Origin of the sequence: Abyssibius alkaniclasticus (assembly GCF_020447305.1) — a bacterium.
Taxonomy (GTDB): domain Bacteria; phylum Pseudomonadota; class Alphaproteobacteria; order Rhodobacterales; family Rhodobacteraceae; genus Abyssibius; species Abyssibius alkaniclasticus.
The window spans coordinates 1,296,329-1,309,321 of the sequence record NZ_CP095732.1; the positions used below are offsets into that span (position 1 = coordinate 1,296,329).

The 12,993-nt window shown below is 61.2% G+C and carries 11 protein-coding genes; 10 read left to right on the top strand and 1 reads right to left on the bottom strand.

The annotated features are described in order from the left end of the window. Positions 1-244 precede the first annotated feature (244 nt). The 3 genes from LGT41_RS06595 to LGT41_RS06605 are packed head-to-tail and all read left to right on the top strand — an operon-like array spanning position 245 to position 2,717. The gene (locus tag LGT41_RS06595; RefSeq protein WP_274129325.1) at positions 245-931 is read left to right on the top strand and encodes a haloacid dehalogenase type II; all 687 of its coding nucleotides are present in this window, start codon (positions 245-247) and stop codon (positions 929-931) included. Then, entirely contained in the window at positions 928-1,749 is an 822-nt protein-coding gene (locus LGT41_RS06600) for an alpha/beta fold hydrolase (protein WP_274129326.1), read from the top strand. The genes LGT41_RS06595 and LGT41_RS06600 overlap by 4 nt, the downstream gene beginning before the upstream one ends. After that, positions 1,746-2,717, top strand: coding sequence for a threonine ammonia-lyase (locus LGT41_RS06605; protein ID WP_274129327.1), 972 nt, complete (start codon positions 1,746-1,748; stop codon positions 2,715-2,717). The genes LGT41_RS06600 and LGT41_RS06605 overlap by 4 nt, the downstream gene beginning before the upstream one ends. A gap of 288 nt (positions 2,718-3,005) precedes the next feature. Here LGT41_RS06605 and LGT41_RS06610 read toward each other — a convergent pair whose 3' ends face one another. Beyond that, positions 3,006-5,492, bottom strand: coding sequence for a GcvT family protein (locus LGT41_RS06610; RefSeq protein ID WP_274129328.1), 2,487 nt, complete (start codon positions 5,490-5,492; stop codon positions 3,006-3,008). Between the two features lie 189 nt (positions 5,493-5,681). Here LGT41_RS06610 and LGT41_RS06615 point away from each other — a divergent pair, with 189 nt between their 5' ends. The 7 genes from LGT41_RS06615 to ybeY all read left to right on the top strand — a co-directional run bounded on the left by LGT41_RS06615 (position 5,682) and on the right by ybeY (position 12,967). After that, positions 5,682-6,473, top strand: coding sequence for a transporter substrate-binding domain-containing protein (locus LGT41_RS06615; RefSeq protein WP_274129329.1), 792 nt, complete (start codon positions 5,682-5,684; stop codon positions 6,471-6,473). Positions 6,474-6,515: 42 nt separating this feature from the next. Next, positions 6,516-7,307 carry an amino acid ABC transporter permease gene (locus LGT41_RS06620; RefSeq protein WP_274129330.1) on the top strand — a complete coding sequence of 264 codons (792 nt, stop codon included), beginning with the start codon at positions 6,516-6,518 and terminating at the stop codon, positions 7,305-7,307. A 9-nt stretch (positions 7,308-7,316) separates the two neighbouring features. Continuing rightward, positions 7,317-9,338: a M3 family metallopeptidase gene (locus tag LGT41_RS06625; protein WP_274129331.1), complete on the top strand. Its 2,022-nt coding sequence runs from the start codon at positions 7,317-7,319 to the stop codon at positions 9,336-9,338. A gap of 206 nt (positions 9,339-9,544) precedes the next feature. Then, on the top strand, positions 9,545-9,985 hold the full coding sequence (locus tag LGT41_RS06630; protein WP_274129333.1) for a Ros/MucR family transcriptional regulator: 441 nt from the start codon (positions 9,545-9,547) through the stop codon (positions 9,983-9,985). 80 nt (positions 9,986-10,065) lie between these two features. Next, positions 10,066-11,388: a tRNA (N6-isopentenyl adenosine(37)-C2)-methylthiotransferase MiaB gene (gene miaB / locus LGT41_RS06635; RefSeq protein ID WP_274129334.1), complete on the top strand. Its 1,323-nt coding sequence runs from the start codon at positions 10,066-10,068 to the stop codon at positions 11,386-11,388. Positions 11,389-11,472: 84 nt separating this feature from the next. After that, positions 11,473-12,489 carry a PhoH family protein gene (locus LGT41_RS06640; protein ID WP_274129335.1) on the top strand — a complete coding sequence of 339 codons (1,017 nt, stop codon included), beginning with the start codon at positions 11,473-11,475 and terminating at the stop codon, positions 12,487-12,489. After that, positions 12,482-12,967 (top strand): rRNA maturation RNase YbeY, encoded by a 486-nt coding sequence (gene ybeY / locus LGT41_RS06645; protein WP_274129336.1) that lies wholly within the window; start codon positions 12,482-12,484, stop codon positions 12,965-12,967. The genes LGT41_RS06640 and ybeY overlap by 8 nt, the downstream gene beginning before the upstream one ends. Positions 12,968-12,993: the final 26 nt, after the last annotated feature.

Below are 12,993 nucleotides of genomic sequence, written 5' to 3' on the forward strand. Positions count from 1 at the left end.
CGGCTTGGCCAGCGGGGGGCTGTCCTCATCTGCCGCCAGCCAATATGAGTGACATGGGCGGATGTTGCTGATTTGCGCATTGCTGCGCCAGCCCGCCCGGTGCGGCGAGTCCAACTTGTTTTGCGCGGCCCGGGCAGCTTTCCGGTTTCTCAAGCCAGAGTTTGCACGCAGGGCCCGCAAGGGGCTTATAGGGGTTTTCCACATGCGATTTGCGTGACAAAATGCACCGCAAAGGGGAGGCTTTATGCCGATTACAACTTGTATTTTTGATGCTTACGGAACCCTGTTCGACGTTGCGGCCGCCGCGCGGCAAGTGGCGGATGAGCCAGGAAACGAGGAATTTTCCGCCAAATGGCCGGAAATTGCCCGCACATGGCGCGACAAGCAGTTGCAATATTCATGGCTGCGCGCCGTGGCCGACGCCCATAAGGATTTTTGGCAGGTCACGCAGGATTCGCTCGACTACACGCTTGAAGCGCATGGGTTTGCCTCGGAGTCTTTGCGCCAGCGCCTGCTCGATCTTTACTGGAAGCTCAAGGCCTTTCCCGAAGTTCCCCCAATGCTGGCCGCGTTGAAAGACCGGGGCATGGTCACGGGCATCCTGTCCAACGGTTCGCCCGACATGCTGGATGCGGCGGTTGAATCGGCTGGCATTGCACAATGGCTTGATGTGGTGCTGAGCGTGGAGGATGTGGGCGTTTTCAAGCCGCATCGCTGGGTTTATGACCTTGTTGGCAGCCATTTCGGCAGCCAGCCCAGCGAGGTATTGTTTGTCTCGTCCAACGGCTGGGATGCGGCGCACGCGGCGGGTTACGGGTTTCAAACCGTCTGGGTGAACCGCGCGAATGACCCGGTTGACCGGTTTGACTGGTCGCCCGACCATGTGATGCGCGATTTGACCGGCATTCCTGAACTGGCGGCCGCGCGGTGACGCCCTTTGTCACAGCCGATGGGCTGCGGCTGGATTATACCGATCAGGGCCAAGGCCCCGCCGTGCTGTGCCTGCCCGGCCTGACCCGCGATTTGCGCGATTTCGACGAACTTGCCGCCGCGCTTTCCGGCGTGCGCCTGCTGCGCCTGACCCCGCGCGGGCGGCACGGGTCTGACTGGGCGCAAGATGCTTCAAGTTACAATATAGCCGCGGAATCGGCGGATTCACTGGCATTTCTCGACTTTCTGGGGGTGGAGAAGGCGGTTGTCATCGGCACTTCGCGTGGCGGGTTGCAGGCGATGGTGATGGCTGCAACCGCGCCCGAGCGGCTGGCTGGCGTCGTGCTGAACGATATCGGCCCCGAACTGTCTGCCGATGGTCTGGGGCGGATCATGGATTACCTCGGCATCGCCCCGCGCGCCCAAAGCCTGCCCGAGCTTGTAGCCGCGCTGCGCGCCACGATGGGCGCAGGCTTCCCCGGCCTTTCGGCGGAAAAGTGGGAGACACTGGCCCGGCGCTGGTTTGATGTGCGCGATGATGGCATCGGGCTGACCTATGATCCCAAAATCCGCGACGCGGTGATTGAGCAAAGCGCAACACCCGCGCCCGACCTCTGGCCATTCTTCGACCTTTTGCCAGCGCCGCTGGCGGTCATCCGCGGCGCAAATTCCGATTTGCTGAGCGTCGAGACCGTTGCCAGAATGAAGGCCCGCCGCCCGGCGCTGATCAGCGCCGAGGTTCCAAACCGTGGCCATGTGCCGTTTCTGGATGAGCCGCAGGCGCTGGCCGCAATTCACGCAGTGTTGGAGCAGGTATGAGCAGGATCGAGATGATACACGCCGCGCGGGCGCGCAGTGCGAACCATGTGCGGCAAACGCCGGTTCTGTCCTCTCCGTTTCTGGACGAGATCGCCGGGCGCCGGGTTTTGGTGAAGGCTGAATGCCTGCAGCATACCGGCAGCTTCAAGTTTCGCGGCGGCTATTCGGCGCTGTCGGGGCTGAGCGATGCGCAGCGCGCGGGCGGGGTTATCGCCTATTCCAGCGGCAACCATGCGCAGGGCGTGGCGCTGGCCGCAAGGCTGCACGGGGTGGCGGCGGTGATTATCATGCCGTCTGACGCACCCAGGCTGAAGATTGAGAACACCCGCGCCCTTGGGGCCGAGGTGGTGTTATATGACCGGTTTGGCGAGGATCGCGACGCGATTGGCCAGTCGTTGGCCACCGCGCGCGGGCTGACGCTGATCCGCCCCTATGACGAGCCTTTGGTTGTTGCCGGTCAGGGCACGCTGGGGCTGGAGTTGGGGCCGCAACTGGCCGAAGCGGGCATGACATCGGGCGATGTTCTGGTGTGCTGTGGTGGCGGCGGGCTGACCTCGGGCGTGGCGCTGGCCTTGGCCGAAGTCGCGCCGGGGTTGCGCGTGCGCCCGGTCGAACCTGTGGGGTTTGACGATGTGCGCCGTTCGCTGATGTCCGGCCGCATCGAGGGCAATGCACCGGAGGCGCGCTCGATCTGCGATGCGATCGTCACGCCAGGGCCGGGCAAGCTGACATTCCCGATCATGCAGGAACATTGCGGACCGGGGCTGGCGGTGCCGGATGAAGACGCGCTGCGCGCCGTGGCGCTGGCCTTTCAACGCCTGAAAATCGTGGCCGAACCGGGCGGGGCCGTGGCGCTGGCCGCCGCGCTGTTTCAGGCCGATCAGCTTGAGGGCGAAGCCGTGGCCGTGGTGGTGACGGGGGGCAACGTGGATGGTGATGTGTTTGCGCAAGCTCTGGCGCGCCTGTAGCAGCACAGATACTCCCGCGCCGCACCGCCGATCAAAGATCGGCGATGGGGCTTGGCGGTGGCAGCGCGGCACTGGTGCGCAATGTGCAATGTCGCACCCGCGCTGCCCTGCACCGTGGCACGTGACGCCGGCTAGCATGGCCTGAACGCCACCCTGAAGGAGTTGCAACCAGGGGCAACATCGGCAAGCGGCGCGGGCGTGAGCGGCAATCTGGTGCTGCCCTGGCCGCGCCGCCACCGCCAAGCCCCCGGGCTGATCTTTGATCAGCCCAAGGGGGCGCGGCAGGGCCTAGCCATCAATCCGGATTGTGGCATTCGCCGGGTCATAGGGGCTGTCTTCGACCACTTCGGCATCCCAAAGCTGGTTCAGCATCTTGACCTTCAGCTTCTGGCCGACCGTGGCCAGATCGGGGCGCACATAGCCCATGCCGATGGATTTGCCGAAATGCACGGAGTAACCGCCCGAGGTGAGGCGGCCGATCTTGGTATTTCCATCAAACAGCGCCTCGCGGCCCCAGGGGTCGCAATCGGCGGGGCCGTCGATGAGCAGGGTGACGCATTTGGCGCGGATGCCGGTGGCCTCCATCGCCGCTTTGCCCTGGAAGTCTTTGGACAGGTCGACAAAGCGGGGCAGGTCGGCTTCCAGCGGGGTGGCGTCGCGGCCAAGCTCGGTGCCAAAGGCGCGGTAGGATTTTTCTTGGCGCAGCCAGTTTTGCGCGCGCGCGCCAACCAGCTTCATGCCGAATTCCGCCCCGGCCTTCTCAAGCTGGTCGAACAGGTAGTTCTGCATTTCGATCGGGTGGTGAAGCTCCCAGCCCAGCTCGCCGGTATAGGCCACACGGATGGCGTTGACGGGGCACATGCCAAGCTCGATTTGCCGGGCAGACAGCCAGGGGAAGCGCTTGTTGGACAGCGCGGTTTCTGGGTCGGCATCGCGGATGAGTTTTTTCAGCACGTCGCGCGATTTCGGCCCCGCAATGGCGAAAACGCCCCATTGTGTGGTGACATTCTGCACCTCGATGCGGCCAAACGCGGCCTCTTTGTCGGCCACGCATTTGCGCAGATAATCGGCGTCATAGGCTGTCCACGCGCCAGCAGAGACGAGATAATACTCGTCATCCTTAAGCCGCACGATGGTGTATTCGGTGCGGGTCGTGCCGGTTGGTGTCAGCGCATAGGTGAGGTTGATGCGGCCCACTTTCGGTAGCTTGTTGGTGGTGAACCAATCAAGGAAAGCCGTGGCACCGGGGCCTTTGACGATATGTTTGGTAAACGCCGTGGCGTCGATCAACCCGACGCCGTTGCGGATGGCTTTGGCTTCCTCAACCGCATATTGCCACCAGCCGCCACGGCGGAAGCTGCGGCTATCATGATCATTGAAGCCCATGGGGGCGTAATAGTTCGGGCGTTCCCAGCCGTTTACCTGACCGAACTGCGCGCCGCGCGCGGCTTGCCGGTCATAGGCGGGCGAGGTGCGGAGCGGGCGGGCGGCGGGGCGTTCCTCATCGGGGTGGTGGAGGATGTAGACATGGTCATAGCACTCCTCGTTCTTGCGCATGGCATACTCAGTCGTCATCCAATCGCCAAAACGCTTGGGGTCGAGCGACGCCATGTCGATTTCAGCCTCGCCATTCACCATCATCTGCGCAAGGTAATAGCCGGTGCCGCCAGCCGCCGTGATGCCAAAGCTAAAGCCCTCGGCCAGCCACATATTGCGCAGGCCGGGCGCGGGGCCGACCAGCGGGTTGCCATCGGGGGTGTAGCAGATCGGGCCGTTGAAATCATCCTTCAAGCCGCTGTTCTCGCATGAGGGGATGCGGTGGATCATCGCCATATACTGGCTCTCAATGCGCTCCAGATCGAGCGGGAACAGGTCGGCGCGGAAACTGTCGGGCACGCCATATTCAAACCGGGCGGGGGCGTTCTTCTCGTAAACGCCCAAAATCCAGCCGCCGCGTTCCTCGCGCACATAGGATTGCGCATCGGCGTCGCGGATGACGGGGTGTTCGGGGTTGGTCTTGCGCCATTCCACCAGCGCGGGGTCGGACTCCATAACGATGAACTGGTGTTCAACCGGAATGGCGGGGATCTTGATGCCAAGCAATTTGGCCGTGCGCTGGGCGTGGTTGCCGGTGGCTGTCACCACATGTTCGGCGCGGATTTCAAACCTGTCCTCTCCGGCCACCAGATTGCCGCCGCGCTCCACCATTTTGGTGCCGCGCACGATCCATTCGGACCCCGTCCATTCATAGCTGTCGACCTGCAGCTTGCGGTAAATCTCGGCCCCCAACTGGCGGGCGCCCTTGGCCATCGCCTGGGTGACATCGGCAGGGTTAATATAGCCGTCTTCGGTGTGGTAAAGCGCGCCTTTAAGGTCATCCGTGCGGATCAGCGGCCAGCGGGCCTTGATGTCATCCGGCGTGAGGAATTCATACTTGATGCCCACCGAATCGGCGGTAGAGGCATAGAGCATGTATTCGTCCATACGCTCTTGCGTTTGGGCCATGCGCAGGTTGCCCACCACCGAAAAGCCTGCATTCAACCCGGTTTCAGCCTCCAGCGTTTTGTAGAAATCAACCGAATACTGGTGGATATGGCTGGTGGCGTAACCCATGTTGAACAGCGGCAAAAGGCCGGCGGCGTGCCAGGTGGAACCGGATGTCAGCTCGTCACGCTCGATCAGAACGCATTCCCAGCCGGCCTTGGCCAGATGATAGGCAATGCCCGCCCCTACGGCCCCGCCGCCAACAACCAATGCTTTGACCTGGGTTTTCATCGCTCGCTCCAATTCCTGATGATTTGGTAAAGCTATCATGCAGAACGGCGCGCGCAACTTGCGAGCGCCCGACCAGATGGCGGCTGCTTCCGACATGCGCGCCAATCAAAGCCGCATTTTGAGATGCACTTGCCCCAGCCACGCCCTTGGGGCAAGCTGGTGCCGGATTTTCAAAACGGAGTGCGGATTATGCGACTTTCACATATGATTCTCGGCGCGGCGATGGCGGCGATCAGCCTGCCCGCGATGGCCCAGGATGTGCCCGACCTAGGGGGCCGCGAAGTGGTGGTGGTAACGGAAAACGCCTATCCGCCGCTGCAATTCATCGACCCGAGCAGCGGCGAGGCGATCGGCTGGGAATATGACGCGATGGCCGAAATTGCCAAGCGGCTGAATATTACCGTGACCTACCAGAACATCAGCTGGGATGCGATGATCCCCGCCGTTTCGGAAGGCCAGTTCGATATGGGCATGACCGGCATCACCATCCGCGATGACCGTCGCGAAATGGTCGATTTTTCCGAGCCTTACATGCGCAGCGAAATGTTCATGCTGGTGCGCGCCGATGAAGAGCGTTTCAGCGATGGCGCAAGCTTTGCCGCCAACCCCGATCTGCTGGTCGGCGCGCAGGCCGGCACCACGCCGTTCTATACCGCCGTTTACGAGGTGCTGGATGGCGATGAGGCCAACCCGCGCATCAAGCTGTTTGAAACCTTTGGTGTGAGCATCGAAGCCTTGCGCAATGGCGATGTCGACCTTGTGCTGACCGATGGCACGGCGGGCAATGGCTATGTGCGCGCCAACCCCGACACGTTCAAACTGGTGGGCGCGCCGATGGGCGTTGAAGATTTCGGCTTTATCTTTCCACGTGGCAGCGACCTTGTCGGCCCGATGAATGCCGCAATTGCCGCAATGGCCGCCGATGGCACATTGGAAGCGCTGAACATCAAGTGGTTCCTTGAATATGAGATTGGCCAGTAAGGCCACCGGGCGCGGTGGGTTTGCCTGCCGCGCCGCTTTGTCATGAATAAAAACCCCCCCAAGGATTTTCCCTATTGGCTGGTCGCCGTGGTGCTGATTGGCCTGTATCTCGCCTATCGCGTGGCGGTCGATGAGCTGTATGCGCAGGTCTATGCGCGCATTTCCCAGGGCATTGCGATGACCATCGAGGTTGCGCTGGTGGCCTTTGCGCTGGCCACGGTGCTGGGGCTTGGCCTTGCCGTGGCGGCGCTGAGCCGGTTCATCGTGCTGCGCCAGATCGCGCGCTTCTACATCGAAGTCGTGCGCGGCGTGCCGATTCTGGTGCTGCTGTTCTACATCGCCTTTGTGGCCGCGCCGGTCTTTGTGGTGGCCATCAATGCGCTGATCGAGCCCTTGGGGTTTGAAGCCATGCGCCCGCGCGATCTGTCGATGAAATGGCGCGCAATACTGGCGCTGATGATAGGCTATGGCGCCTTTCTGGCCGAGGTGTTTCGTGCGGGGCTGCAATCGGTCGACCCGGGGCAAATCGAGGCGGCCGAGGCTTTGGGGCTGAACGGCTGGCAACGCTTCCGGCTGATCGTGTTCCCGCAGGCCATTCGCACGGTGCTGCCGCCCCTGGGCAATGATTTTGTGGCAATGGTCAAAGACAGCTCGCTTGTGTCGGTGCTGGGCGTGGCCGACATCACCCAGCTTGGCAAAACCTATGCTGCCGGAAGTTTCCGCTATTTCGAGGCGTATAATATAGTCGCCTTCATCTACCTTGCCATGACGATCGGCCTGTCGCTTGCGCTGCGCCGGCTGGAGCGCCATATGCGCAAGAACACCCACCAATAGGAGCCGCGTATGAACCCGCTGTTGCAGGACTGGAGCGCGCCTTTCGGGATGCCGCCCTTTGCCGAAATCAAGCCCGAACATTATGCCGAGGCGTTTGCGGCAGGCTTTGCCGAAGCGCGGGCGCATATCGAGGCGATTGCCACAAATCCGGAAGCGCCCGGTTTTGCCAATACGGTGGATGCGCTGGAGCGCGCCGATGCGCTGCTCAGCCGGGTTTCGGGCGTGTTCGACAATATCTCCAGCGCAGATAGCAGCCCCGAATTGCAGGCGCTGGAACGCGATCTGGCCCCGCAGCAAGCGCGGTTTGCCAGCGAACTTGCAAGTGACAAGCGGCTTTATGCGCGTCTGTCGGTGCTGGATGCGCAGCGCGCCGATCTGGGGCTGAGCGGCGAGCAGGAGGAGGTGCTGAAGCAGTATCTGCGCATGTTCCGCCGGGCGGGTGCGCATCTGGCGGCGGAGAAGGTTGCGCGGCTCAAGGAAATTGCCGCGCGTATGGCCAGCCTTGGCACGCAGTTTACGCAAAACCTGCTGAAGGACGAGGCGGCCTGGGAAATGCCGCTTGCCGCCGATGATCTGGCCGGCCTGCCCGAAGATCTGGTTGAGGCCCTGGCCGCAGCGGCGGGCGAGCGTGGGCACAAGGGGCATTGCCTGACCCTGTCACGCGCATTGATCATGCCGTTCTTGCAATTCTCCAACCGGCGTGATTTGCGCAAGCTGGCCTTTGAGGCCTGGGAGGCGCGCGGCGCCAATGGCGGGGCGACCGACAATCGCGCCATTGCCCGCGAAATGCTGGAACTGCGCGCCGAGCGCGCACAGCTTCTGGGCTATGGCTCGTTTTCCGCCCTTCGGCTGGAAGCTGAAATGGCCGGAACGCCGGAAGCGGTGCGCGGCTTGCTGGCCCGCGTGTGGGAACCTGCGCGCAGCGCCGCCCTGCGCGATGCCGACGCCTTGCAAGAGCTGATGGCCGCCGATGGTGTGCAGGATGATCTGCGCCCCTGGGACTGGCGGCGCTACGCCACCAGCTTGCAAAAGCGCGATTTCGATATCGATGAGAACGAGGTGAAGCCGTATTTGCAGCTTGATGCAATGATCGAGGCGGGTTTCGATGTGGCCAACAAGCTGTTCGGCCTGGAGTTCACACCGCTTGAAATTCCGCTTTACCACCCAGATGCGCGGGCCTGGGAGGTGCGCGAGGGCGCGCGGCATATCGGAGTGTTCATCGGTGACTATTTCGCGCGGCCTTCCAAACGTTCGGGCGCATGGTGCTGGCGTTTTCGCCCCCAGCAGGCGCTGAACGGTCAGCAGCGCCCGATCGTGGTGAATGTCTGCAATTCGGCCAAACCGCCCAAGGGCAGCCCCGCGCTGCTGACCTTTGATGACGCGCGCACGCTGTTTCATGAATTCGGCCATGCGCTGCACCAATTGCTCTCGGATGTGACCTATCCCAGCGTTTCGGGCACCTCGGTGCCGCTGGATTTTGTGGAATTGCCCAGCCAGTTGTTCGAGCATTGGCTGGCCACGCCCGAGGTTCTGCGCAAATTTGCCCGTCATTACAAAACCGGCCACGCCATGCCCGAAGACCTGATTGCCCGCATCAAGGCGGCTGAAAATTTCGACCAGGGCTTTGCAACGGTCGAGTTTATTGCCAGCGCGATGGTCGATCTTGACCTGCATTTAGGCCCGCCCCCTGCCGACCCGATGCAGGCCCAGGCCGCCACGCTGGACAGGCTGGCCATGCCGGCGGCGATCCGGATGCGCCACGCCTTGCCGCATTTTGCGCATATCTTTGCCGGTGATGGCTATGCCAGCGGCTATTATTCCTATATGTGGTCGGAGGTGATGGATGCCGATGCGTTTGAAGCCTTTGAGGAAGCCGGTGATGTGTTCGACCCCGCCACCGCGCAACGCCTGCGCAAGCATATTCTGGCAGCCGGGGGTGCAGGCCCGGCCGAGGCCGCCTATATCGCGTTTCGCGGGCGTATGCCGGGGGTTGAAGCCTTGCTGCGCGGACGAGGCTTTCCGGTTGAGTGAAGTCTGACAACTGGTCTAAAAACCGCCTGTTCTACAAATTTTCATGGGTTATCAGGCAATTACGCGTTGCATTAGATGTTTTAGTAAACTAAAAAATAGCGGTGCGAGCAGGTGTTCATGCGTGTAATTATTGGTCTTAGTCTGGTAAGTGTGGTAAGAAAACAGTGCCCGTCTCTAAATTGGTATTACTGTAGGAGACAGTGACAATGGAAGAAGAAACAAGCGCTCCTGACACGTTGGAACTGCTGGCCATGACAACCGATGTCGTGGTGTCTTTCGCGTCAAAAAATGAAATGGCCGCCGGTGATGTGCCCGACATGATCGCCAGCGTCTATGCCATGTTCAAGCAGCTTGCCGAAGGTGAGTTGAGCGCGCCGCAAGAAGATCTTGTGCCTGCCGTGCCGATCAAGAAATCCATCACGCGCGATTATATCATTTGTCTGGAAGATGGTAAGAAGCTGAAAATGCTGCGCCGTCACCTGGCGTCGGCCTATGATATGACGCCCGAGCAATATCGTGAGAAATGGGGCTTGAAAGCCGATTATCCGATGGTTGCGCCCGCCTATGCCGAACTGCGCCAGCAGCTTGCCAAGAAAATCGGCCTTGGCCGCAAGGGCAAGGGGCGCCCGCGCAAAACCAAAGAGTGATGCGGAATTGCCCCGCGCGCAGTTTGCGCGTATAGGAGCGGCGCGGGAAAACCTGCGCCGTTTTTGTTTTGGGAAAGCTCATGTCTGCGCCGAAGAAGCTGTTCGTTAAAACCTGGGGCTGTCAGATGAATGTCTATGACAGCGAGCGCATGGCCGAGGCGATGGGCGCATCGGGCTATGAGGCGACGGAGTCGGCTGATGATGCCGATATGATTCTGCTGAACACCTGCCATATCCGCGAAAAGGCATCCGAGAAGATGTATTCCGAGCTTGGCCGCCTGAAAGAACACAAGCTCGCGCGCCCCGATGTGAAAATTGGCGTGGCGGGCTGTGTGGCACAGGCCGAGGGCGCCGAGATTATTCGCCGCCAGCCGATGGTCGATGTGGTGGTGGGCCCGCAGGCCTATCATCGTCTGCCCGATATGGTGGCGCGCTCCAGCAATGGCGCCAAGGTTGTCGATACCGAGTTCCCCGAGGAAGACAAGTTTACGCGCCTGCCGCGCGGCCCGAAAGCACGGCGCGCACCGGCGGCGTTTTTGACCGTGCAGGAAGGTTGCGACAAGTTTTGCGCCTTTTGCGTGGTGCCCTATACGCGCGGTGCCGAGGTCAGCCGCCCGGTTGCGCGCATTATCGCCGAGGCGCGTGATCTGGTAGAGCGCGGCGTGGTCGAACTGACCTTGCTTGGCCAGAATGTGAATGCCTATCACGGGGCCGGGCCGGATGGCGAAGCCTGGTCGCTGGCACAATTGGTGCGCGAGTTGGCAAGGCTCGATGGGCTGGAGCGCATTCGCTACACCACCAGCCACCCCAATGATATGAGCGATGATCTTTACGCAGCCCATGCCGAATTGGACAAGCTGATGCCCTATTTGCACCTGCCGGTGCAGTCGGGCAGCGACAGGATTCTGAAAGCCATGAACCGCCGCCACACGGCTGAAACCTATATGCGTGTGATCGAGCGGATGCGCGCAGCCCGCCCCGATATGGCGCTTTCGGGTGATTTTATTGTCGGCTTTCCGGGGGAGTCCGATGAAGATTTCGCCGATACGATGGCGCTGGTGAAAGAGGTTGGCTACGGCTCGGCCTTCAGCTTCAAATATTCGGCGCGGCCGGGCACACCGGCGGCTGGGCGTGAATTGGTGCCCGATGATGTTGCGCATGAACGTTTGCTCACCCTGCAAGCGCAGATTACCGCCGACCAGTTTGCCTTTCAGACCAGCATGATTGGCCGCACTTTGCCGGTATTGGTGGAAAAGAGCGGCCGCAAGGCCGGGCAGGTGATTGGCAAATCGCCCTACCTGCACGCCGTGCATTTTGAAGCGCCCGCAACATCTATTGGCCAGATAGTGCCGGTGCGTATTGTTGCCAGCGAGAAGAATTCGCTGACCGGTCGGGCCGAGTAACACAATATTCATGAAACTCCGACTTGCCAGACGCAGGATGTTGAGGCAGGCTGGACCTTATTTCGCAAAAGGACCAAACCGCCTTTGACACAGCATGACACGTCGATTCAATCGCCGCCAGCTTCGGATGAAACCGCGCTGACATTCCCCGACAACCGGCTGCTGATCGACCTGTGTGGCGAGTTGGATTCAAACCTTACCCGTGTCGAGCAAGGCCATGATGTGCAGATCGTGCATCGTGGCAACGAGGTTGTGCTTTATGGTGAACCGGCGGCACGGCGCATGGCAGCGGCGACTTTGCAGGGGCTATATGCGCGGCTGCGTGCCGGGCGCGCGGTTGAACCGGGCGATGTGGATGCCGCCATCCGGATGCAGGGCGAGGTGTTTGAAGCGCCGATGACCACCGAGCAGATTGAAATGTTCGCCGGTGGCCCACTGGAAATTCGCACCCGCAAGCGCGTTGTCGAGCCGCGCACGCAAACCCAGAAACTATATGTCAAATCGCTGTTCGATCATGAGCTTGTTTTCGGCCTTGGCCCGGCGGGCACGGGCAAAACCTATCTGGCCGTGGCAGCCGCCGTGTCGATGTTCATGGAAGGGCGGGTTGACCGGATCATCCTAAGCCGCCCCGCGGTTGAGGCGGGCGAGCGGCTTGGCTTTCTGCCCGGCGACATGAAGGAAAAAGTCGACCCCTATATGCAGCCGCTTTACGATGCGCTGAATGATTTCATTCCCGGCAAGCAGCTTGGCCGGATGATGGAGGAAAAGCAGATCGAGATTGCGCCGCTGGCCTTCATGCGCGGGCGCACATTGTCCAATGCCTTTGTGGTGCTGGACGAGGCGCAGAACTCGACCACCATGCAGATGAAAATGTTCCTCACCCGGCTTGGCGAGGGTTCGCGCATGGCGATAACCGGCGACCCGACCCAGATTGACCTGCCGCGCGGCGTGACCAGCGGGCTGGTCGAGGCCGAGCAGGTTTTGGCCGGCGTCAAAGGCGTGGGGATGACGCATTTCACCGCCGATGACGTGGTGCGCCACCCGATGGTTGCGCGCATCATCAAGGCCTATGACGCTGCCGCCCTGCGCCGAAATGCCTGACATTTCCGATTGCGTGATCGAGGATGCCCGCTGGGAAGCTTGCGATTTGCCAAGCATTGCCGAGCGTGCCACCCGCGCAGCTTTGGCGATTGCAGGGCTGCAGGGCGAGGATTGGGAAGTTGTCGTCATGGCTTGCGATGATGCGCGCATCGCCACGCTCAACGCCGATTTTCGCAGCAAACCCGTGCCCACCAACGTGCTTTCATGGCCTGCTGAAGCGCTTGGCGCCGCCACAGCGGGCGAAACCCCGCTGGCGCCCGAAGGGCCGGAACTGGGTGATATTGCAATCGCCTTTGAAACCTGCGAGGCCGAGGCGCGCGATCAGGGCATTGAATTTGCCGCCCATGTGGCCCATCTGATCGTTCATGCCGTGTTACATTTATTGGGCTACGACCATATTGAGGATGCGGATGCGACATTGATGGAGGGGCTTGAAATCAAGGCTCTTGCCAGCATGGGCATTCAAAATCCATATTAGGACAGATGTAGGAAGTGCATCGCATT

Excerpts from the sequence above, each read along its gene's own strand:
- LGT41_RS06595 (WP_274129325.1), top strand. The coding sequence starts at position 245 with ATGCCGATTACAACTTGTATTTTTGATGCTTACGGAACCCTGTTCGAC.
- LGT41_RS06605 (WP_274129327.1), top strand. The coding sequence starts at position 1,746 with ATGAGCAGGATCGAGATGATACACGCCGCGCGGGCGCGCAGTGCGAAC.
- LGT41_RS06610 (WP_274129328.1), bottom strand. The coding sequence starts at position 5,492 with ATGAAAACCCAGGTCAAAGCATTGGTTGTTGGCGGCGGGGCCGTAGGG.
- LGT41_RS06615 (WP_274129329.1), top strand. The coding sequence starts at position 5,682 with ATGCGACTTTCACATATGATTCTCGGCGCGGCGATGGCGGCGATCAGC.
- LGT41_RS06620 (WP_274129330.1), top strand. The coding sequence starts at position 6,516 with ATGAATAAAAACCCCCCCAAGGATTTTCCCTATTGGCTGGTCGCCGTG.
- LGT41_RS06625 (WP_274129331.1), top strand. The coding sequence starts at position 7,317 with ATGAACCCGCTGTTGCAGGACTGGAGCGCGCCTTTCGGGATGCCGCCC.
- LGT41_RS06630 (WP_274129333.1), top strand. The coding sequence starts at position 9,545 with ATGGAAGAAGAAACAAGCGCTCCTGACACGTTGGAACTGCTGGCCATG.
- miaB (WP_274129334.1), top strand. The coding sequence starts at position 10,066 with ATGTCTGCGCCGAAGAAGCTGTTCGTTAAAACCTGGGGCTGTCAGATG.
- ybeY (WP_274129336.1), top strand. The coding sequence starts at position 12,482 with ATGCCTGACATTTCCGATTGCGTGATCGAGGATGCCCGCTGGGAAGCT.